We start from the raw sequence: 20,135 nt of genomic DNA on the forward strand, positions 1-20,135 counted from the left end.
TTATGATTCCTCCTTCGTTTCTTCGCTCGTTGTCTCTTTCGTTTCTTCGCTCGCTTCTTCGCTTGTTTGAACGGTTTCGGGCTCTTGTTCTGATTCTGTTGTTGCGGCTGCTTCCATACCTTCTGCAGTTTCCTCTACGGTTTCTTCGTCTTTGACCTTTTTCGCTAGTTCCTTTTTAGGTTTTTCCCACTCGAGTTTAGGGCGAGGTTTTGGTTTTGCATTCGAGCGTTTCACTTGGAAAGGTTCTTTGTCTTCGAGGACAACAGAAATATGGCTCGTCCTTTTAAGAATCACACCTGCTCGACCCATCGCCTTTGGTTCATAGCGTTTCAATCGTGGTCCATCGTCTACCTGAATCCTCGAAATCACTAAAGACTCAGGGTCAAGTCCTGCGTTTTCAACGGCATTCGCCACTGCACTTTGGATAACTTTTCGGAGCATCTTCGCACCTTTGCTGGGATGATAGCGAAGAAGGGACAATGCCCAAAGAGCGTGCTTTCCTTTAATGTGCTCGATGAGCAGCCGAACTTTTCTCGGCTGTACTCGAAAACGTCTTCCTACTGCAGTTACTTCCATGCTTATGTCTTTATTCTTTCAACAACGAACTGGATTGCATCTACTTGCCCCGCACTGGATGACGGCAGGTTGCTTATCGTTCCTTCTGCCTTTTCCAATTTGCTCGTTGCAACATCGATCCAAGAAGTCATAACGAGTTTGAGGGGTTTTTCCGTTTGTGGAGTAGTGATATCGAATTTCGAAATGAATTTCCCCATACCTTTTTCGATGCTCTCCAATGTAATCGTTCCTTTTACTGTGTTTTTTGTGTTTTGCGGATTCGTATAATCGACATTGATGCTCTCGCCGACTTTGAGCGGCTTATCGCTTAAAATTCGAATGTAACGAAACATCCCTGCGAAGTTGCCGCCTTGCTGCGTTTCACCGACCGGAACTCCCTGCTTGTTGAACCGAATCGTATAGGAACGGGCTCCTTGCGGTCCTCCTGGCATTTCTTGTCCGTTGACGGTTATCTTCGTTTCCGAAGATGAGAACAGGACATCCGCGTCTCCATTTTCATATACTTTGGTGACTTTCTGCGCCACCTTCATTCCCATCACGAAATCACCCATTGCGGTGACAGCGGACATCTTGTATTGATAGGTATCCGAATCACCCTCTTTCCATTGATATTCTATTTTTATAGTGTCTTGGGCGGTTTTTACAGTGTCTTGAGTAGCATTCGCTGTCAAAGAGGCGCATATTGCAAGAAATACAATCATTTTTTTCATTTTTATTATCCTTTTCATTTCGTTCTCACCTTCGCGATTACGAATTCTATTTCTATTTCTTCACCATCCGGTGTTTTTGCTTTGCTCGTACCTTCTGCTTTCACCAAACGACCGTTATCCAGACGCATATAACTCGTGTACTCCACATCGGCTTCGATGCCGTCCTTCGTCGTTCCTTTGGCTTTGATTTCCAATTTCGCTACGCGTTCTTCGTATAAGCGACCAGTTGCAACGAGTTTCCCTTCGCCTTCTATTTTCAATTGGTTTCCTTCGGGCTGATATTTCAAAGGAAAAGTTGCACCTATTCCTACTTCCGAGGCAGGCACATAATCAACCAGAATAAAAGGAATCGCAAAAAACGGGTCGTCATCTTCCGTAAATTCGACTTTTACAGGTACTCCGTTTTTGCCGTAAACATCGGTTTCTGGGTCAGGCAATTCCGGAGCCGGGGTGTCTTGTCCCATAAAGTTGAGAGTTAGTTTGGTAACTTTCGATTCGAGTTCTGCTTTCCCATCGCTCAAAAGTTTCACGACGCGAACCGTCGCTTCACCGCTGATTTTCATCTCTTGCCCACCTGCAACGGGGGGCTTCGAGGTGACACTAAATGTGTAGTCCTGACTTTCTCCGTCTTTGTAAGTGCGCTCTAATTTAACGCTTTTCGGTGCTTCTTGAATACGTGTAAGCGAGAGCGCTGCAAACGCAATAGATAACAAAATCGATACAAAAATTAGTTTGTTCATTCTTTCACCTTCGCCGCTCGTTCTTCTCCACCGTGACCACGGAAAGTGCGAGTAGGAGCGAATTCACCGAGTTTATGCCCCACCATATTTTCCGTAATGTAAACAGGGATGTGTTTCCTCCCGTCGTGCACTGCGATGGTATGACCGATAAAATCGGGAGTGATCGTACTGCGACGAGACCAGGTTTTTATCAAAGCCTTTTGACCCGTTTCGTTGAGTTTTTGCACCTTTTTCAAAAGGTGCTCGTCTACGAACGGTCCTTTCTTCAAACTTCTCGGCATAACTTATTTACTCCTGTGCCTCACGATAAATCGTTCCGTTTTCTTGTTCTTCCGCGTTTTCACTCCCAAAGCCTTATGTCCCCATCTATCTCGAGGACCTTTGCGTTGACCCACTGGAGATTTTCCTTCTCCCCCACCATGCGGATGGTCGCGAGGTGTCATTGCCACGCCACGTACATGGGGACGCCGTCCCTTTCCTCTTTTCACGCCCGCTTTCCCGTAAGATTCTGTTTCGTGTTGTGCGTTTCCCACTTCTCCCACAGTTGCGCGGCATGTTCCGTGAAACATACGCATTTCTCCACTCGGCATTCGGAGAGTAACGAATGCTCCTTCTTTCGCAATTACCTGTGCTGACGTACCAGCCGCTCGTGCGACCTGCCCCCCCCTTCCTGCTTGCAGTTCGATGTTATGAACCATCGTTCCCAAAGGAATGTTCGCTAAAGGAAGGGAGTTTCCCGGGCGTATATCTACGCCTTCTCCGCTTTCCACGATGTCTCCTACGTTCAAATCATTCGGCGCTAAAATGTATCTTTTTTCACCGTCTTCATAATGCAAAAGAGCGATGCGAGCGCTACGGTTGGGGTCGTATTCGATAGATGCGACCTTCGCGCGAACTCCGTCCTTATTCCGAGCGAAATCTATGATTCGATAAAGTCTTTTGCTTCCCCCACCGCGATGAAACGCCGTTATTCTGCCCGTATGATTTCTCCCACCGGATTTCGGAATGCCGACTGTCAAACTTTTTTCAGGCTCGCGTCGTGTTATCTCCGAATAATCCGAAATGATTCGGAATCTCGTTCCAGGGGAAGTCGGTTTATATCGTCGTGTTGCCATAAATTACACCTCGAAGCCCTCTAAACGCTGGCCTGGCATTAAGGTGATTATCGCTTTTTTCCGATTTGCGCGCCTCCCTGCTTTACGCAAGGTGTGCCTTCTAACCGATTTGCCATGGACGTTGATGACATTCACTTTGCTCACTTTTATGCGGTCTTTCTTTTTCTTTCCTGCGTTGTAGATTTCTTCGATAGCCCTGGCGATTTCAACTTTATTCGCATCAGGATGCACGTAAAAGAAATACTTTCCTTCCGCTCCGAGACGGACGCTTTTTTCTGTCAACACAGGTTTGATAATGATGTTATCAGGAGTTTTATTCACTCCATGCCTCCTGAATTCGCGAAAGCGCTTCTTTCGCGACTACGATTTTTCGTGCAACTAATAAATCACGTGTACTAAATGCTTGCGTGCGTGGTGCGTTCCCCTTTTCATCAGGACGCGCTGGGGCGGTTCGCACTTCGACATTCGGAAGATTTCTGAAACTCAACAAAGCCATTTCATCGTATTCCGGCAAAATCACCAACGTTCTCGCTCCATTCACGCCTACATTATTGAGAAGTTCCACAGCTTTTTTCGTTTTCGGTTCTTCGAATCGAATCTCATCCACTACGACCACATCGTTCGAATTGACCTTTGCGACGAATGCTTCCTGCAGCGCTAACCGTTTTTCTTTTTTGTTTATTTTTTGTGCGTAACTTCGAACAACGGGTCCGTGTACTACGCCGCCATGACGCCAATGCGGCGCTCGAATCGAGCCTTGTCTCGCACGACCTGTTTTTTTCTGCCGCCAGGGCTTTCTTCCACCCCCCCTTACTTCTGCACGTGTAAGGACTTTATGTGTGCCTTGTCGTTGATTCGCCTCTTCAGCGACAACCACACGATGCAAAAGCCACTTATTTGGAGTGGATTTCGCAAAGGCTTCGCCGAGGGTTATTTCTCCCTTTTCCTTTCCCTTCGAATCTAAAACTTTCAACTTCATCGCTTTAAACTTTTCCCTCGACTTTATGAATTTCTACGATGCTTCCATTCGCGCCGGGTACGCTACCACTCACGAGAAGCAAGTTTTTATCCGGGTCAACTTTCACGACTTTAAGCCCGATTTGCGTAACGCGAACATCTCCCATATGTCCAGGTCTTCGCATCCCTTTGAAAACTCTTTGTGGACCAGTTGCGCCGGAAGAAAGCGGACGTCGGTGAGTCATCGAACCGTGCGTCATAAATTGACCGGAAAAACCATAACGCTTAACTGCTCCTGCAAACCCTCTACCTTTGCTTCTTCCCACTACTTTGACTTTTTCTCCCGGTTGGAAAATTTCGACTGTAATTTTTTGCCCGAGTTGCACTTGCGAAGAATTGCCACGAAATTCCCGAAGCACCTTTAATGGTCCTACTCCGGCTTTCTTCAAATGTCCGATTTCCGGAAATTTCAATTTCTTCGATTTCGTTTCTTGAAAACCGACTTGAATCGCGTCGTATCCGTCTTTTTCTTTAGTTTTGATTTGAGTTACGTAAACAGGTCCGGCTTGGATTACCGAAACCGGCACCATTCTGCCCTCTTCATCGAAGAGGTGGGTCATTCCTATTTTTCTTCCTACAATTCCCGATAACATCTTTTCTTCTCTAAAACAAACTATGCCTGCTTCACCTCGATATCTACACCGCTGGGTAAATCTAATCGCATCAACGCATCGATGGTTTTGCTCGTAGGATCCAAAATATCGATTAGTCGCTTATGGAGACGAATTTCGAAATGCTCCATAGATTCTTTGTCAATATGTGGACCTCGGATGACACAAAAACGGCGAATGCGAGTCGGTAGCGGAACAGGTCCGCTCAGTCGCGCGCCTGTTCTTCTCACTGTTTCCGCGATTTTTTGCGCGGATTGATCCAAAGCACGATGGTCGTACGCTTGCAGTTTGATTCTTACTCTTTCGCCTCGCATTCTTTTATTTTTTCCTTAGTGTTCCTTCATACAAAATTTTGGGGCAGCCTTTTCAGACTGCCCCCCAAGAAGTTAATCAAAGACTTTGGTGATCGTCCCTGCGCCTACGGTTCTGCCGCCTTCTCGAATGGCGAACTTCGAACCTTGTTCCATCGCGATAGGCGCAATGAGTTCCACGGTCATAGTCACGTTATCTCCGGGCATAACCATTTCCACGCCGGGTGGAAGGGTGATTTCGCCAGTGACGTCCGTCGTTCGGAAATAAAACTGAGGACGATATCCCGATACGAAAGGAGTGTGTCGTCCACCTTCTTCTTTTCCTAATACATAAACTTCCGCTTCGAACTTGGTGTGTGGCTTAATCGAACCCGGCTTTGCGATGACCATTCCGCGCTCGATGTCCGTTCTTTCGACGCCTCGTAAAAGCAGACCTACATTGTCGCCTGCCTGACAATAATCGAGGGTCTTTCTGAACATTTCGATTCCAGTTACCACTGTTTTTATGGGTTCAGGACGAAGTCCTACGATTTCGACTTCCTCCATCGGTCTGAGTTGTCCTCTTTCGACACGACCCGTCGCAACGGTGCCTCGACCGGTAATCGTGAACACGTCTTCGACAGCCATTAGGAAGGGTTTGTCGATTTCCCGAACAGGTTCGGGAATCCAATTATCAACTGCGTCCATGAGTTCTAAAATTTTCTTCGTCCATGGGTCATCCAAATTGATGGGGTTTTGCTCCATCACTTTTAGTGCTGAACCACGAATTACTGGAGTGTTGTCGCCATCGAAGCCGTATTTGTTTAAAAGTTCACGAACTTCCATTTCCACGATATCTATCAGTTCTTCTTCTTCGACAGCATCGCATTTATTGATAAATACGACGATGCGCGGGACACCTACTTGACGAGCAAGCAGGATGTGTTCTCTCGTTTGCGGCATGGGACCATCCGTTGCACTGACGACTAAAATCGCACCGTCCATTTGTGCTGCCCCTGTAATCATGTTTTTGATATAGTCAGCATGTCCTGGGCAGTCTACGTGCGCATAGTGACGCTTGTCAGTTTCGTATTCCGCGTGATAAATATTGATGGTGATGCCACGAGCCTTTTCTTCGGGAGCGGCGTCTATTTCTTCGTATTTTTTGCGTTCTGCCAATCCTTTTGCTTCGAGAACTGCAGTGATCGCGGCAGTAAGCGTCGTCTTCCCGTGGTCGACGTGGCCAATTGTCCCCACGTTTACGTGAGGCTTCGTTCTTTCGAATTTTGGTCTTGCCATCCGATTATTACCTCCTTATTTTTTCGTACCATGAGTCTTTGCGATGATTTCTTCCGCCACACTTTGAGGAACGTCCTCGTAATGCGACGGAGTGATATGCGGTGTTGCCCGCCCTTGAGTCAACGACCGTAAAGCAGTTACGTACCCGAACATCTCTGCGAGCGGGATTTGTGATTTTACTACGTGAAGGCCACCCGGCGCTGGCTCTGTGCTTTCGATAGTGCCTCTTCTTGCTTGGATATCCCCTATAACGTCCCCCAAATATTGTTCCGGTGTCGTAATTTCGACTTCCATAACGGGTTCTTTGAGAACAGGATTCGCTTTTCGCATAGCTTCACGGAATGCATTTATCGCAGCAAGTTTAAATGCGATTTCGCTGGAATCCACTTCGTGATAACTTCCATCTATCAGGCTAACCTTCACGTCTACCACTGGGTAGCCTGCCAAAACCCCGCTCTCCATCGCTTCGCGCACTCCTTTTTCGATAGCGGGAATGAATTCCTTCGGTATCGCTCCACCGACGATTTTATTTTCGAAAACAAATCCACTGCCGGGTGGCAGAGGCTCGATTTCTAGCCATACATGCCCATATTGTCCCGAACCACCGGTCTGCCTTATGTATTTTCCTTCTGCTTTTGCGCGAGTGCGAATCGTTTCACGATATGCAACCATCGGTTTTCCTTGCTTTGCATGCACTCCGAATTCGCGGTTCAAACGGTCAACAATGATTTCGAGATGAAGTTCTCCCATCCCGCTGATGATGGTTTGACCGGTTTCTGGGTCCGTTGTAACACGAAATGTCGGGTCTTCTTGCGCTAAGCGCTGTAGACTTTTGCTCAATTTTTCTTGGTCTGCTTTCGAACGCGGCTCGATCGCAATGGAGATAACGGGTTCGGGGAATTTGATCGCTTCGAGCACAAGCGGAGCATCGACATCGCATACCGTTTGGCCAGTGATGACATCATTGAGACCGATTACCCCGACAATATCTCCTGCATAACTTTCCTCGAGGTCCTCCCTGCTATTTGCATGCATTTGCAGAATTCGACTGACTCTTTCTTTTCGAACACGAAACTGGTTTGTCTGAGAATCGCGATAGCAAATCAAACACTGTTTGCCTTTTTTGAGGGTACCGCTGTAAATCCGTAAATAAGTTAGACGACCGACGTATGGGTCACTCATGATTTTGAAAGCGAGCGCGCATAAAGGTTGTGAATCGTCAGGATACCTCTCTTCAATTTTTTCCGTATTGGGATTCACTCCTTTTACAGGGCCGATATCCAATGGACTCGGAAGGAAATTGACAATCGCATCCAAGAGTTGATGAACGCCTTTGTTTTTGAAGGAACTTCCGCATAAAATGGGAACGAGTTGGTTGGTTAGGGTTCCTTTTCTCAAGGCTTTCAAGATTTCGTCTGTGGTGATTTCATGCCCTTCGAGAAAACGCTCCATGATGGTTTCGTCAACATCTGCACAAGCCTCAATGAGTTTTTCTCGATAGTGCGCTGCTTGCGTTGCAAGTTCTTTAGGAATTTCTCCTTCGATTTCGTCTCCTTTTTTTTCTTCTGGATAATATTTCGCCCGCATCGTAACTAAATCAATTACGCCTGCAAACTCGTTCTCTTGGCCAATAGGAATTTGAATAGGTACTCCCTTGCAGCCGAGGCGTTGTTTGATTTTTTCTGTCACTCCGAAAAAGTCTGCACCCAGCCGGTCCATTTTATTGATGTAGACGATTCGAGGAACTCCGTATTTATTCGCTTGCCGCCAAACCGTTTCCGATTGCGGTTGCACCCCCCCCACTGCGCAAAATACCGCTACGACGCCATCCAAAACACGGAGCGAGCGTTCGACTTCGACCGTGAAGTCTACGTGACCCGGTGTATCGATAATGTTGATTCTGTGATTGCGCCAATAGCAAGAAGTCGCCGCGCTGGTAATGGTAATGCCTCTTTCCTGCTCCTGAACCATCCAGTCCATCGTTGCAGTTCCTTCGTGGACTTCTCCCATCCGATGGATTTTCCCCGTGTAATAGAGGATGCGTTCAGTCGTGGTCGTCTTGCCGGCATCTATATGTGCTGCGATGCCGATGTTACGCGTGAATTCGATAGGTACTGTGCGTGGCATAGAAGAATCGTCCTTAAAACCTAAAGTGCGCGAAGGCTTTGTTCGCCTCTGCCATGCGGTGAGTGTCCTCTTTCTTCTTCACCGCAGAACCCGTGTTGTTGTAGGCATCCAATAACTCTGCACTAAGTTTTTCGACCATAGATTTGCCTTGCCGTTTTCGCGCCAACGTTACGAGCCATCGTATTGCCAATGTCCTTCTACGTGCAGGTGTAACTTCCATGGGGACTTGATAGGTTTGCCCTCCTACACGTCGAGGACGCACTTCCATAACGGGCATGACGTTTTGCAAGGCTTTTTCAAAAACTTCCAGAGGAGGCTTATTCGCCTTTTCCGCACACACGTCTAATGCTGTGTAAAAAATCTTTTCCGCTTTGCTTTTCTTCCCATCCACCATGAGCCGATTGATGAAACGCTGAACCAGCTCCGACCCGTATATCGGGTCAGGCAACACTTCAAGCTTTTCAATTTTCCCTTTTCTCGACATGGTGAGTTTTCTCTTTTATTTTCCGCTCGTTTTCGGTTTTTTCGTTCCGTATTTACTTCTTCCTTGCATCCTGTCGCTCGTGCCCGCAGCTTGTTCAGCGCCACGAATGATGTGATATCGGACGCCAGGCAAGTCCTTCACACGCCCCCCCCGAACGAGCACTACGCTATGCTCCTGAAGGTTATGCCCGATTCCGGGAATGTATGCCGTAACTTCTATGCCATTCGTCAAACGCACGCGCGCGACCTTTCGAAGAGCCGAGTTCGGCTTCTTCGGCTTCATGGTACGCACGTAAATGCATACCCCCCGTTTTTGCGGGTTTCTTCGTAGTGCAGGTGACTTCGACTTTCTTTTCACCTGACTTCGACCATAACGAATCAACTGATTTACTGTCGGCATTTTCTATTCCAAAATCACTGCTTAACGTTTTGAAACCCCTGGGTCTTACTCAGCGACACAGGGGTCTCCACATTCGATATCTTGTCAATGAATTCTTCTTTTGAAGTTCCCTGGCTTTGCGGGTCCTCCTATGCGCTTGATATTAAGCAGGATTGCTTAAATTGTTGAAGACTATTATAGCCGAATTCTCGTGATAAGTCAAGTGCCTCTTACTATGCTTGTGAGCATCTTCGAACTTTGGAATCCAAGATCAAGGTTACGGGACCCTCGTTCTCGAGAGCAATGAGCATATCCGCCCCATAAATCCCTACCTCGACGGGGATTCCATACTTCCGAAGTTCCTGTTCGCATCTTTCGAAGAGGCGCTTCCCCTCTTCGAAGGAGGCGGCTTCGATAAAACTCGGTCGGAGACCACGACTCAAATCCCCTGCAATAGTGAAGTTGCTCACGAGAAGTAGCGAACCTCCGACGTCGGTCAAAGAGAGGTTGATATTTCCGGCTTCGTCATCGAAAACCCTCAACCCTGCGAGCTTCGTAGCCATCCAGACTGCGTCTTTTTCCGTGTCATCTTTAAGTACAGCGATGAGGGCTAAAAGACCTTTTCCAATTTCTGCAACTATACGCCCATCCACATTAACCGAGGCAGAACGCACTCGTTGCACGACTGCCTTCACTTAGTCGCCTTTCCTCCGAATGTCCTCTGGATGCTAATCACATCCTGCATAACGCTTAGTTTGTTTATCATGCTTTGGAGATGGTGGAGGTCGTGCACATCTACAGTTAGGTCAAGCAACGCAGTCTGGTTAGGTAAGGTGCGAATAGTAGCTGCGCTAACGTTAATTTTCGTCTCGCTGAGGACACTGCTTATTTCCGCAAGCAAGCCTTGACGGTTTACCGTTTGCACTCGTAGGTTCACAGGGTAAAGGTTTTTTCCATCTCGAGGCCAATTCACGTTGACCACACGTTTAGGCTCCGACTCTGCGGTTTTTTGGAAATTCGGACACAGTTTCCGGTGAAGAATAATTCCTCGACCTTTCGAAATAAATCCGACAGTTTCATCGCCAGGAACAGGCAAGCAGCATCTCGAACGTCGAAAAGCCACGTTATCCACATCCCCAGGAGCAAGCAGTACTTCTTGAGTAATTCCCCCCGGACGGATGGCTAATCCTGCTTTTCCCTCTCGTTTTCTTGCTTCTGCGGTAAGTTTGGCTATAACTCGTTGAACAGGAACGAGCCCTTCCCCTACTAAAGCCAAAAGAGTCTTCGCGTCGTTTTTATGCAAAGTGCGAGCGGTTTCTTCGAGCTTGGTTTCTGTGAGAATTGCTCTATGGTCAAGACCCATAGATTTGAGTTCGCGTTCGAGTGCTTCCTTGCCGCGCTGAGCGTTCACCTCTTTATTCGCTTGCCTCAAGTAACCACGAATCTTTGCCCGCGCACTTGCGGTTTTTACGAATCGCAGCCAATCCACACTAGGTGAAGCATTGGCTCGGGTAATCACTTCGACGATATCTCCGTTATCGAGTTCGTAGTCCAAACGAACGATTCGTCCGTTTACACGAGCACCTGCTGTGTGTAAACCGACGTTCGTGTGAACGCGAAATGCGAAGTCAATCGGAGTCGCGCCCCTCGGCAAATCAATGACGTCCCCTTTCGGGGTGAAAGTGAAAACTTGTTCACCGAATAGGTCATTGCTAACGAGCGTAAGGAAGTCGGTTCCTCGTGAAGTTTCATTAGACCATTCGAAAATCTGTTGACGAAGCATATTGATTTTTGCTTGGTCGGTAGCAGAGAGTTTCCCTTTGTCACCCGGCTTATACTGCCAGTGAGAAGCGACGCCATATTCCGCAGTCCGATGCATGTCGAAAGTGCGAATCTGCACTTCTAATGGTTCACCTCTCGGTCCTACGACTTTCGTGTGTAGAGACTGGTAGCCGTTAGGTTTCGCTTTAGCGATGTAATCGAAGAATAAACCGGGGATGGGCATCCATAACTCGTGAACGATGCCTAAAACTTTATAACAATCCGCCTCCGTATCCACGATAATCCTTATTCCGAGCAAATCGTAAATTTCTTCGAATTCGAAGCCTTGAATCGCCATTTTCTGATAGATGCTGTATAGATGCTTCGGCCTTCCTGTAACTTCGAAATGATGATAGCCTGCTTGTTCGAGCCTTTCTTTGATCATCACTATGGCTTCATGAACTTCTTGCTCTCGGCTCGTGCGCGTTTTAGCGACTAATTCCGAAATTCGTTCGAATTCTTCAGGATAAAGAAATTTAAATGCCAAATCTTCTAACTGCCATTTGATTTGCCATATCCCGAGTCTCGCCGCCAGTGGTGCGTAAATTTCTAAAGTCTCTTGCGCAATTCTTTTTTGTGCTTCCTCGTCTAACACTTGCAGAGTTTGAAGGTTATGCAAACGGTCAGCGAGTTTAATCACCATAACGCGGATATCCGTCGCCATAGCGATGAGCATTTTTTTCAGAGTCTCAGCGAAGCGCTCGCGTTTTTCCGCTGCCATGCGTTGTTCGCTCAATTTCGGAAGCGGAGGAAACTCTAACTTCGTTACCCCTTCGACTAAAGAAAGTACGCTTTCTCCGAAGTTTTCACGGATTTGCTCACGGGTTATCGGTGTATCTTCTATCAAATCATGCAAGAGGCCTGCGGCTATGGTATCCGTATCCATGTGCAGCTCGGCAAGGATCTTCGCGACTGCTAATGGATGCATCACATAAGGCTCGCCGGTTTTACGCGTTTGGCCACGATGCCCGATTTCAGCAAGGTAATACGCGCGACGAATCCTTTGCACATCCGCTTTGGGATGCTGCTCTCGAATCATGGAAAGAAGTTCTGTCAGATGCTCAGGCTCTTCCCAATCCGCAGGAATTACGAGTTTTTCGGCAGTCAGTGCTATTTCAATGCCTCCTTTTTAATTAACCACGCAATCCCGCGTCGTTCTCCCACCTTGGCGGCAACCAACAGCCTGCCGTCGAAAGTCCAATCCATGAAGCAAACCTGAGCGCCTACCTGCCTCGGGGGAGACCAAAGGACTCGCAAATCCCCTGCCCGATTTAGTCTACACACAGCCCCGTTCACGAACGTAATCAAATCTCCCTGCGGCGTCACCAGTATGCGACTCGAAGAAAGATTTCGGACAAACGTTTTTTTCTTATCTAAGCCCACATAATATAGTTTGCCTTGTTCATCTAATAAATAAAAATCCCCTTTCGGAAGTGGCGCAATATCCAACATCGTATAGTGAGAAAATTCTTTACCATTCGGGAGCAAGAGGGGTTCGACTTCAGAACTGTCGTTAGTTTTTCTAAAGACCATCCCGGACGGGAAAAAGAACCATAAATTTCCTTGCGAATCTATTCGCATTCCATGCGGCATTTTTACATTCGTTTTCCATTCTATGCTTCCATTCTTTCGCAACGAATAAAGACTCTCCCCATCATAGTCCAGAACGAACATTCCATTCTTCGTAGGAATAATGTCCAGGTCTCCTTTAAACTGGGGGGGATAATACGATTTCAAGACGAGTTTTCCTTGCTGAATCTTATAAACACCTACCCTACTCGTCTTCGTGCGGTCATCGAATGTTCCGAATAAAACATCGCCATTTCTTTCCAAAGCCAAGCCACGAAGGGGGTCGTCAGGAAGTTCGAATTGCGCTTCGACTGCGCTCATCTGAATAAAAGCGAAAAAGGACAAAGTTAAAATCAAGAAACCACCTCTCGTAAAAAATTTTCTGCAATCTTTGCTTGTTCGGGGGTATCCACGCTAACGCGCGTTCCTCGTGCATAGGACATTTGTATCTTTACGCCATGTTCTAAAAAGCGCAATTGCTCGAGTTTTTCAGCGCGCTCCAATGGTGTGGGCTCCCATCGAGAAAACTTCTCCAATATATCGGATGTATAAGCATACACACCGATGTGCTTTTTCATCGGAAAATTGTTTTCTGCTCTGCGAAATGGAATGAGCGAGCGAGAAAAATACAACGCGCAATCCTCGAGGTCTGTTACGACTTTGACGACGGAGGAATCGTTTTCTTCCTCTCGAGTGAGCCAATCGTAAACGCTGCTCATTTCTCTCGACTCATGAAAAAGGGGCTCTGCACATGCGTCAATAGTTTCCGAAGCGATTAGTGGTTCATCCCCTTGCACATTGACATACGCAGCCTTGCCTAACAATTTCGCCACCTCGGCTATCCTGTCCGTTCCCGTTTCATGGTCAGAGCGCGTTCGAATGCACTCAGCCCCGAATTTTTTAGCCGCTTGCAGAATTTCTTCATCGGGTGTGGCAATAAACACCGCTTTGGGAAATTTTGCTTTTCTTGCAGCTTCGTAAACCCACCGCACCATAGGCTTCCCTGCCAATAAAACCAATGGCTTTCCTGGAAACCTCGTGCTACCCATTCGAGCGGGAATGACAGCAATGACATCCATAAATTTATCTTACACAGATTGAATCCCGCCTTTAGACTATCCGACGATTTTAGGTGTAGATTTCGGGCTTTCTTCCACGAGTGTATTTTCTCCGGGGAGCAAATCTACTTGGATTTTCCATACACCCCCCAGGTCAACAATTTTCACCATCTCCTTCGACAGAACGTCGGCTACGAAACGCTCAGGTATGTCGAAAGTAAATGTGAGAGGTTCTGAACAGGTCAGCGATAGATAAACCAGCCGCCCCTCTTCGAAACGAATTGCAGCAGAGACACCGCGACTAAGTCTCAGTCCTCTAAAATGAAATGTCTGTAGACTTTGCGGTACGGCAGGAAGGAGATGCTCTCCGTTGTCGTCTACGCGTGCAAACATCCAATGAAGCGCAGTAAGCCAAGCCCCACAGCCTGTGGTGAACCAAGGGACTACCGGCTGTCCCTCGCGATCGAGATGTTCATTAGGAGATAAAAATTGTCCGGCAGACTCGGGCGCTAATTTCAAACATTCCCATAACTCCTCGGTATTTCCTAAAACGCCATGACACATTCCCAAATGCCCAGCCGTCCAAATCCAACTCGTGCCTTCATAAACTTCGTTGAAGCCCGGACGGAAACCTTTTCCACCTTTCATGGTTTCGTGCACGGTTTTCACGCTATTCTTTGCAAATTCACTTCCTTCATCGCAGAAAAATGGCACGACGTAACCAATGATGGATGAGTGTAGAGGTTTGCCGTCGGTAATTGCGTATCTGCGCGATGAGAGGTCGACAGGAAAGTTTTGCCTTAGTTGCTTTGCATAAGAATCCCAGCGCATTCGTACTTCTCTATCCACACCGAGTCTCCTCGCAGCCTCGCATGCTCTATCGAAAACGAAAGTTGCCGCTGCCATCGTAAACGGTCCTTTCGAAACTTGCCCTACGGACTCATCGAAATCCGTACATGCTTTCGTTTGCAGTGCTCCTTTTTCGTCTCGTTCGAGCATCACATTCTCGAAATAGCGAGCGATTTGCTTGAGAACCGGATAAAACTCTTCTAAAGTTTCGATTTTTCTATCATAAAGCCATAAGTTCCAAGCACATGCAGCGATTAGACCTAAATGGAATCGTTCGCTATACCAATGCCCGTGAGGGTCTCTTTCCTCTCCTGTTTCGGTAGAACTCCAGGGGTAGAGAGCGCCTAATCCTCGTCCACGCTGTATTGCAGAGGGCAAGGTCGTAAGCCGAAAATAAGGAACCCTTTTTGCCAAATCCTCGTGCCCCCCCGAAAGAAGAGCGTTGAAAGGATAATACTCGTCATGAAAGGCTCCACCCCCCCAGTGCTGATGAGTGAGTGAAGGAGGAATCGACCAGGGCGTTGCTTGGCTCGCAATCGTGTATAAAGAAATTTCCCGAAAAGCATCTACCCTTTCTTCTCCTGTAAAAAGTTCGCTTTTCGCCCAAAATTGCCTCCATGCTTGCACGTGCTTGTTCATTTGCTCCTCGTATTTTTCTAAAGAAAACAAATCTTGATATTCTAAACGGTCGCTGATTCCGAATACACACCGAATAACGACTTCTTCCCCAGGCTCGATGACTTTGTCTATATTCAAGGTTGCACTCGTTTCATCGTAAACCCAATAGTCTTCGTTGGATAAAAGCCATAAAACTCCGAGGTTATCATGCGTTTCCCAATCGAAATAGGGAAACGATAAGTCACGATTTCTTTCGACTTTAATTCCACCTGGAAATCCTCTTTCTCCGAACTCGTACGAAAGAAGCATCAATACGCGAACTTCTCTCGTTGAATGATTGCTTAACCTGGTCTCTGCGACAAAGCAATTGCGATGAGCGAGCACACAACTCTTCGTAGATTCCAAAAGCGTTTCGTACATGAGCCTCGTTCGCAACTCTGCATATTCCGTGTGCAAGGTTTGGGCGTGCTCTAAAAGTCTCGGTTCTTCTCCATCTACCCAAAGCGTCCTTCGCAATGTCCCGAAAGAAACGAGCGGATGATGCGCCCCACTCAAACGCCTTCCCGCAACGACGAACTCCTGTAAAAAAGCCAAATGCTCTTCCCACTCTCGCGGGTCGTCATGGAAGCCTGTCCTTCCAACCATTGTCGCCAGTCGACCGTTTCCTAAAAGAACCGGTACAGGTCTATCGGCATTAATTTTCGAGTCGAACTGCATTTTCTTATCTCTGCTTAGATTTTAGGTCTTCTACCACACCCGAGGGAGCGGGATGTTTTCCAAAATATTTTTATACGACCTTCTTTCATAGATAAATCCAAGGTAAAAACCGGATTGTTGACTGAGTCATTTTCCAGAATTCTCGAGGAAACTCGTTACCTCGACGCGAGCCGTGTGCGCCTTTGGTACCCGTCTCAAAACGCTCGCCCTCGATGCGAGATAAAAGACGAAGTGTGTTTTCTCGAAGTAAAAGCATACCGCTGCTTCCCCTTGACGCACCCGGATGATTTTATTAGTCTGCGAGACCACACCGATAAAGAAATTGGCATATTGCGAAATTTGTCGAGCATGGATGTCGCCTCGAGAGCCGTGCTGGAAGCCGAGCTAGACCGAAAATACTTCACTCCACTCATCGAAAAAATCCATTCCTTAGTACCGGACGCTTCCATGTGGATCTGGGATGTCGAAACACAGAGAGGTCGGATAAAGTTTTATTTGCGAGGGGTTCGAGATTCCATCCATGAGGTAGCGCCGAGACGGTGGCAGATTTTCAGTATGGATGGACAGCGCTACGAAATCCGTGACCTCGAGAAACTCGATGCAAAAAGCCGTGCACTTTTTGAGTCGCTTTTCTAATCTTGCGTGGGAACTCCTTTCTCCTTCGCATTGCCTTATTTGCCGCAAAATTCCCGAAAAAGCATTTTGTGACGATTGTTGGAATGCGCAAAAGAAACTTCCACAAGGATCTTGCGATAGATGCGGCATCGGAGAAATGGAAAATTGCGAGTTTTGTCGATGGATGAGAGAACTCGACTATTTGCGTTCAGCATACGATTACGACGGTGTGGCAGGCGCTGCAGTTCGAATTTTCAAATATGAAAGACAAATGGCTTTAGCACCATTCCTTCGTGAGACAATACGAGCACTGACTTTGGAAGTCCCTGAATTCGATATTATCGTTCCTGTTCCCATCCACTGGTCTCGTAGAACAGAGCGAGGATTCAATCAGGCAGAACTTTTATGCGAAGGGATTTCAGAACTCGTAGACATGAATTTATTGGAACGTGTTCGCCCGACTCCACACCAGGCTCGCATGAAAGGAAAAGAAAGAGTGATGAAGTTGCGTGGTTCTTTTCGCGCAAAGCCATGTACAGGAAAGCGTGTGGTTATCGTGGATGACATCGTGACGAGTGGGGGAACTCTCGAAGCATGTGCTGAAGCATTGCGAGAAGCGGGTGCTCGCTGGGTGGGGGGGATCACCTACGCAAGAGAATTACCGTAAGGCTACTTTATCAGAAAAATCTTACATTTTTATGGTTCAGGCTCTAAAATTCCATACGTCCCATCTTTACGCTTATACAAGACGGTAATGTCGCCGGTTTCGACATTCTCGAATACAAAGAAAGGATCGCCTAACAATTCCATCTCCAAAATCGCTTCTTCTGGAGACATAGGCTTTCGCTCGAATCTTTTTCTTTCTACAATCTGGTCTTTCCCAGCTTCTGATACTTCGATACCACTTTCTATAAGAGCGGGGGGGATTTTCGCCGTTCCCCGACGATGAGCATCCACTAATCTTTCTTTCAAATTTCGCAGACGCGCCTCTAAAATTTCGGACACTTTATCTATGCAAGCCCTGAGCGAAACGTCTTGCTCTTCCCCCCTCACGGTGAATTCGTCTGCATAGACCGTCACTTCGACTCGATGACGACCCCTTTGTTCATGATGCACCAACTCCGCTTTAGTAGCCTTTTCGAAAAACCTTTCGAGTTTCGAAAGACGCTTCGATGCATATTCTCTATCTCTTTCTGGGACGGTTCCTTCTGCGCTTCGAATGATGAGTTCCATATGATTTTCTTAAACCGATATATCCTTTCTATTTAAAGTTACGACGGCAAGAGCGGCGATACCTTCTCGTCGTCCTATAGCTCCAATACCCTCGCTAGTAGTCGCTTTGATATTTACCCGATTCTTTTCGATTCGTAAAAGAGACGCTACCCTTTCTCGAATAGTTTCCCTTTTATCGGAAATTCGAGGTTCTTCCGCGAGCAGAGTGATATCGGTGTGAGAGACACTCCATCCCTCTTTCCTCGCCCATTCTACTGCCTGTTCGACAAACAGACTGCTCTTCGCATCTTTCCACTTTGGGTCGCTATCCGGAAAATGTTGACCGATGTCTCCTAGCCCGCACGCCCCGAGAATAGCATCGGTCAAAGCATGGAGAATCACATCTGCATCGGAATGCCCTCGCAGACCCGCGTGCCCGGGGAACGCTACTCCTCCGAGAACGAGCCCCCTCGAAGGGTCATCCGAAAAGCTGTGAACGTCATAGCCGATTCCAACAGAAGTCTCCGGCTCCGTTGCCAACTTCTGAATGACTTGAAAATCCGAATAAGTGGTTACTTTTAGATTCGTACTTTCGCCCATCACCACTTGTATAGGAAAGCCTGCTGCTTCGAGTGCTGCCGCTTCGTCGGGATAATCTCGTTCTACATTCAAAGCCGATTCCATCCAATCCTTTCTTGCGACTTGGGGGGTTTGCGCTAAATATATTCCCTCTCTCGGAATCGTCTCTCGTACCTCTGTAATGATTTGCGATGTGTCTGCGACTTTCTTTAGACAATCCCAAACTGGAATGGCTGGGATAGCCGCCCCATGTTTTTCGGCTGCATGAATAACCCTTTCTATCAAAGCCGAAGAAACAAAAGGTCGTGCTGCATCATGAACGAGAATCCATTCGACTTCTTGCGGAATAGACTGCAATCCTTTTTTGCAACTTCGTGTCCTCGTATCCCCCCCCGTAACTACGAATGCTGCTCCTACATTCTCGAATTCATGCTCGTCCTCTTGCCTGCAAACTATCCCAACACCTTCGATAAGCGGGTGTTTTCGCAAAGATTCATAAGAGATTTTCCACAAAGGAACACCTGGAACGATTTCCCAAAATAGTTTCGATGGGATTTTTTTCGAATTCTCGGGAAACTTCAAAGACTCTGGCAGTGAAGCGAAGAACCTTTCTGAAGCTCCTGCCGCCAATAAAAGAGCGAAAGTCATGCGCGGGCTCTTTTTGTTTTCGTTTCTTCTATCGCTTCCGTTTCAGGCACACCGAATATCATGCGCCCTGCTGTGCTCTGATGTACTTGCGTGATTTTCACTGGGATTCTTTTCCCGATATAAGACAAACCTTCGTCTACAACGACCATCGTCCCATCGTCCATAAATCCGACACCTTGATTCGGTTGTGTACCTTCGCGTTCCAGCTGCACAGTAATCACATCACCAGGCAAATAGTGAGGCCGCATCGCTAATGCTAAATCGTTTACATTCAATACAGGTACTCCATGAACTTGCGCGATTTTGTTCAAATTGAAATCGTTTGTTACCAACGAAGCACCTAATGCTTTAGCGAGACGAACAAGGCGAGTATCTACAGGGTCGTTCGGGTCGCCCGCCAATTTATCATGTGTCCCAATTTCGATTTCGAAATCCGCCTGAAGATTCTTCAAAAGATCTATTCCCCTTCTTCCCCTTTGACGGCGGTTCGGCTCATGACTATCTGCAATATTATGCAATTCTTTGATGACAAATTCCGGAACGTAAATTTTACCTTCCAAAAAACCTGCTTTTGCAACTTCGTAAATCCTTCCGTCAATAATGACGCTCGTATCGAATATCTTGAGGTTGCTCTTGCGTCGAGGAGCGCCTCTCGCCCAAGGAAACGCTTCTTGAACTCCTCTCAAAACAGCAAAACTCAGCCATATGAGGCCGAGCATAAGAAATATGCTTAGAGTGATAGCCCATTTCCCGAATGTGAAGAACAACATGTGAAACGGGATACTGATTGCTGCCCCCACCAATACCGCAAAAAGAAAAGTAATGCGCTCCGCGTCTTGCATCTCCTTCCAACGCGCTAATCCTCTCTCTATATAGGAAATCAAAAAAACGGCGAAGAGCCCTGATGCGATTACGCCGAATACGACGGCAGCAGCAACGGCAAACGGATCATTAAAATTCGGAATTTCTTGCTGAGTCGGTGGTTTTCCCGTCAAAAGCATTCCGATCTTTGGATAAAGATTCGTTAGACCTCTTGGAATTTGGAAAAAAGATAGTGTGCCAGCAACTGCCATGCACAGCAAAATGAAAAGAAGTTTCAATA

23 protein-coding genes are annotated in these 20,135 nt (G+C 47.1%); 2 read left to right on the top strand and 21 right to left on the bottom strand.

The window, feature by feature from the left end:
• The 18 genes from rplV to VNK96_08385 form a co-directional block, all read right to left on the bottom strand.
• Entirely contained in the window at window positions 1–576 is a 576-nt protein-coding gene (gene rplV / locus VNK96_08300; GenBank protein HWP31703.1) for a 50S ribosomal protein L22, read from the bottom strand.
• A gap of 2 nt (window positions 577–578) precedes the next feature.
• Window positions 579–1,304: a hypothetical protein gene (locus tag VNK96_08305; GenBank protein ID HWP31704.1), complete on the bottom strand. Its 726-nt coding sequence runs from the start codon at window positions 1,302–1,304 to the stop codon at window positions 579–581.
• Window positions 1,301–2,026, bottom strand: coding sequence for a hypothetical protein (locus VNK96_08310; protein HWP31705.1), 726 nt, complete (start codon window positions 2,024–2,026; stop codon window positions 1,301–1,303). Before VNK96_08310 ends, VNK96_08305 begins: the two co-directional genes overlap by 4 nt.
• On the bottom strand, window positions 2,023–2,307 hold the full coding sequence (gene rpsS / locus VNK96_08315; protein ID HWP31706.1) for a 30S ribosomal protein S19: 285 nt from the start codon (window positions 2,305–2,307) through the stop codon (window positions 2,023–2,025). Before rpsS ends, VNK96_08310 begins: the two co-directional genes overlap by 4 nt.
• Before the next feature lie 3 nt (window positions 2,308–2,310).
• Complete coding sequence (gene rplB, locus VNK96_08320) at window positions 2,311–3,141, bottom strand: 50S ribosomal protein L2 (GenBank protein ID HWP31707.1); 831 nt, start codon at window positions 3,139–3,141, stop codon at window positions 2,311–2,313.
• Window positions 3,142–3,144: 3 nt separating this feature from the next.
• Entirely contained in the window at window positions 3,145–3,462 is a 318-nt protein-coding gene (gene rplW / locus VNK96_08325; protein ID HWP31708.1) for a 50S ribosomal protein L23, read from the bottom strand.
• On the bottom strand, window positions 3,455–4,120 hold the full coding sequence (gene rplD, locus VNK96_08330; protein HWP31709.1) for a 50S ribosomal protein L4: 666 nt from the start codon (window positions 4,118–4,120) through the stop codon (window positions 3,455–3,457). The genes rplW and rplD overlap by 8 nt, the downstream gene beginning before the upstream one ends.
• 4 nt (window positions 4,121–4,124) lie before the next feature.
• A complete protein-coding gene (gene rplC / locus VNK96_08335) occupies window positions 4,125–4,751 on the bottom strand; it encodes a 50S ribosomal protein L3 (protein HWP31710.1) in 627 nt (208 codons plus the stop codon).
• A gap of 20 nt (window positions 4,752–4,771) precedes the next feature.
• Window positions 4,772–5,083, bottom strand: coding sequence for a 30S ribosomal protein S10 (gene rpsJ, locus VNK96_08340; protein HWP31711.1), 312 nt, complete (start codon window positions 5,081–5,083; stop codon window positions 4,772–4,774).
• A 72-nt stretch (window positions 5,084–5,155) separates the two neighbouring features.
• Window positions 5,156–6,358, bottom strand: a complete 1,203-nt coding sequence (gene tuf / locus VNK96_08345; protein ID HWP31712.1) for an elongation factor Tu — start codon at window positions 6,356–6,358, stop codon at window positions 5,156–5,158.
• Window positions 6,359–6,373: 15 nt separating this feature from the next.
• Complete coding sequence (gene fusA, locus VNK96_08350; GenBank protein ID HWP31713.1) at window positions 6,374–8,485, bottom strand: elongation factor G; 2,112 nt, start codon at window positions 8,483–8,485, stop codon at window positions 6,374–6,376.
• 13 nt (window positions 8,486–8,498) lie between these two features.
• Window positions 8,499–8,969: a 30S ribosomal protein S7 gene (rpsG, locus tag VNK96_08355; GenBank protein ID HWP31714.1), complete on the bottom strand. Its 471-nt coding sequence runs from the start codon at window positions 8,967–8,969 to the stop codon at window positions 8,499–8,501.
• Between the two features lie 15 nt (window positions 8,970–8,984).
• Window positions 8,985–9,368 carry a 30S ribosomal protein S12 gene (rpsL, locus tag VNK96_08360; GenBank protein HWP31715.1) on the bottom strand — a complete coding sequence of 128 codons (384 nt, stop codon included), beginning with the start codon at window positions 9,366–9,368 and terminating at the stop codon, window positions 8,985–8,987.
• Window positions 9,369–9,580: 212 nt separating this feature from the next.
• Window positions 9,581–10,042 (bottom strand): D-aminoacyl-tRNA deacylase, encoded by a 462-nt coding sequence (gene dtd, locus VNK96_08365; GenBank protein ID HWP31716.1) that lies wholly within the window; start codon window positions 10,040–10,042, stop codon window positions 9,581–9,583.
• Complete coding sequence (locus VNK96_08370; protein ID HWP31717.1) at window positions 10,039–12,207, bottom strand: bifunctional (p)ppGpp synthetase/guanosine-3',5'-bis(diphosphate) 3'-pyrophosphohydrolase; 2,169 nt, start codon at window positions 12,205–12,207, stop codon at window positions 10,039–10,041. Before VNK96_08370 ends, dtd begins: the two co-directional genes overlap by 4 nt.
• A 71-nt stretch (window positions 12,208–12,278) precedes the next feature.
• Window positions 12,279–13,094: a hypothetical protein gene (locus tag VNK96_08375; GenBank protein HWP31718.1), complete on the bottom strand. Its 816-nt coding sequence runs from the start codon at window positions 13,092–13,094 to the stop codon at window positions 12,279–12,281.
• Entirely contained in the window at window positions 13,091–13,816 is a 726-nt protein-coding gene (kdsB, locus tag VNK96_08380) for a 3-deoxy-manno-octulosonate cytidylyltransferase (GenBank protein HWP31719.1), read from the bottom strand. Before kdsB ends, VNK96_08375 begins: the two co-directional genes overlap by 4 nt.
• A 36-nt stretch (window positions 13,817–13,852) precedes the next feature.
• On the bottom strand, window positions 13,853–15,979 hold the full coding sequence (locus VNK96_08385) for a hypothetical protein (protein ID HWP31720.1): 2,127 nt from the start codon (window positions 15,977–15,979) through the stop codon (window positions 13,853–13,855).
• 117 nt (window positions 15,980–16,096) lie between these two features.
• Between VNK96_08385 and VNK96_08390 the strand changes: the two genes are divergently transcribed.
• Together VNK96_08390 and VNK96_08395 are read left to right on the top strand one after the other, a co-directional pair.
• Window positions 16,097–16,615, top strand: coding sequence for a DUF1854 domain-containing protein (locus VNK96_08390; GenBank protein ID HWP31721.1), 519 nt, complete (start codon window positions 16,097–16,099; stop codon window positions 16,613–16,615).
• Window positions 16,578–17,261 carry a ComF family protein gene (locus VNK96_08395; GenBank protein ID HWP31722.1) on the top strand — a complete coding sequence of 228 codons (684 nt, stop codon included), beginning with the start codon at window positions 16,578–16,580 and terminating at the stop codon, window positions 17,259–17,261. Before VNK96_08390 ends, VNK96_08395 begins: the two co-directional genes overlap by 38 nt.
• Window positions 17,262–17,290: 29 nt before the next feature.
• On the opposite strand, the gene raiA is transcribed toward VNK96_08395, so the two are convergent.
• Genes raiA through VNK96_08410 form a run of 3 tightly spaced genes read right to left on the bottom strand, consistent with a single transcriptional unit; the run spans window position 17,291 to window position 20,133 of the window.
• Window positions 17,291–17,827: a ribosome-associated translation inhibitor RaiA gene (gene raiA, locus VNK96_08400; GenBank protein HWP31723.1), complete on the bottom strand. Its 537-nt coding sequence runs from the start codon at window positions 17,825–17,827 to the stop codon at window positions 17,291–17,293.
• 9 nt (window positions 17,828–17,836) lie between these two features.
• The gene (gene ispF / locus VNK96_08405) at window positions 17,837–19,033 is read right to left on the bottom strand and encodes a 2-C-methyl-D-erythritol 2,4-cyclodiphosphate synthase (GenBank protein ID HWP31724.1); all 1,197 of its coding nucleotides are present in this window, start codon (window positions 19,031–19,033) and stop codon (window positions 17,837–17,839) included.
• A complete protein-coding gene (locus tag VNK96_08410; GenBank protein ID HWP31725.1) occupies window positions 19,030–20,133 on the bottom strand; it encodes a PIN domain-containing protein in 1,104 nt (367 codons plus the stop codon). The genes ispF and VNK96_08410 overlap by 4 nt, the downstream gene beginning before the upstream one ends.
• Window positions 20,134–20,135: the final 2 nt, after the last annotated feature.

It is taken from the genome of Fimbriimonadales bacterium (assembly GCA_035559795.1).
Taxonomy (GTDB): domain Bacteria; phylum Armatimonadota; class Fimbriimonadia; order Fimbriimonadales; family ATM1; genus DATMAR01.

Excerpts from the sequence above, each read along its gene's own strand:
- rplV (HWP31703.1), bottom strand. The coding sequence starts at position 576 with ATGGAAGTAACTGCAGTAGGAAGACGTTTTCGAGTACAGCCGAGAAAA.
- VNK96_08305 (HWP31704.1), bottom strand. The coding sequence starts at position 1,304 with ATGAAAAGGATAATAAAAATGAAAAAAATGATTGTATTTCTTGCAATA.
- VNK96_08310 (HWP31705.1), bottom strand. The coding sequence starts at position 2,026 with ATGAACAAACTAATTTTTGTATCGATTTTGTTATCTATTGCGTTTGCA.
- rpsS (HWP31706.1), bottom strand. The coding sequence starts at position 2,307 with ATGCCGAGAAGTTTGAAGAAAGGACCGTTCGTAGACGAGCACCTTTTG.
- rplB (HWP31707.1), bottom strand. The coding sequence starts at position 3,141 with ATGGCAACACGACGATATAAACCGACTTCCCCTGGAACGAGATTCCGA.
- rplD (HWP31709.1), bottom strand. The coding sequence starts at position 4,120 with ATGAAGTTGAAAGTTTTAGATTCGAAGGGAAAGGAAAAGGGAGAAATA.
- rplC (HWP31710.1), bottom strand. The coding sequence starts at position 4,751 with ATGTTATCGGGAATTGTAGGAAGAAAAATAGGAATGACCCACCTCTTC.
- rpsJ (HWP31711.1), bottom strand. The coding sequence starts at position 5,083 with ATGCGAGGCGAAAGAGTAAGAATCAAACTGCAAGCGTACGACCATCGT.
- tuf (HWP31712.1), bottom strand. The coding sequence starts at position 6,358 with ATGGCAAGACCAAAATTCGAAAGAACGAAGCCTCACGTAAACGTGGGG.
- fusA (HWP31713.1), bottom strand. The coding sequence starts at position 8,485 with ATGCCACGCACAGTACCTATCGAATTCACGCGTAACATCGGCATCGCA.
- rpsG (HWP31714.1), bottom strand. The coding sequence starts at position 8,969 with ATGTCGAGAAAAGGGAAAATTGAAAAGCTTGAAGTGTTGCCTGACCCG.
- rpsL (HWP31715.1), bottom strand. The coding sequence starts at position 9,368 with ATGCCGACAGTAAATCAGTTGATTCGTTATGGTCGAAGTCAGGTGAAA.
- VNK96_08370 (HWP31717.1), bottom strand. The coding sequence starts at position 12,207 with ATGATTCGAGAGCAGCATCCCAAAGCGGATGTGCAAAGGATTCGTCGC.
- kdsB (HWP31719.1), bottom strand. The coding sequence starts at position 13,816 with ATGGATGTCATTGCTGTCATTCCCGCTCGAATGGGTAGCACGAGGTTT.
- VNK96_08385 (HWP31720.1), bottom strand. The coding sequence starts at position 15,979 with ATGCAGTTCGACTCGAAAATTAATGCCGATAGACCTGTACCGGTTCTT.
- VNK96_08395 (HWP31722.1), top strand. The coding sequence starts at position 16,578 with ATGCAAAAAGCCGTGCACTTTTTGAGTCGCTTTTCTAATCTTGCGTGG.
- raiA (HWP31723.1), bottom strand. The coding sequence starts at position 17,827 with ATGGAACTCATCATTCGAAGCGCAGAAGGAACCGTCCCAGAAAGAGAT.
- ispF (HWP31724.1), bottom strand. The coding sequence starts at position 19,033 with ATGACTTTCGCTCTTTTATTGGCGGCAGGAGCTTCAGAAAGGTTCTTC.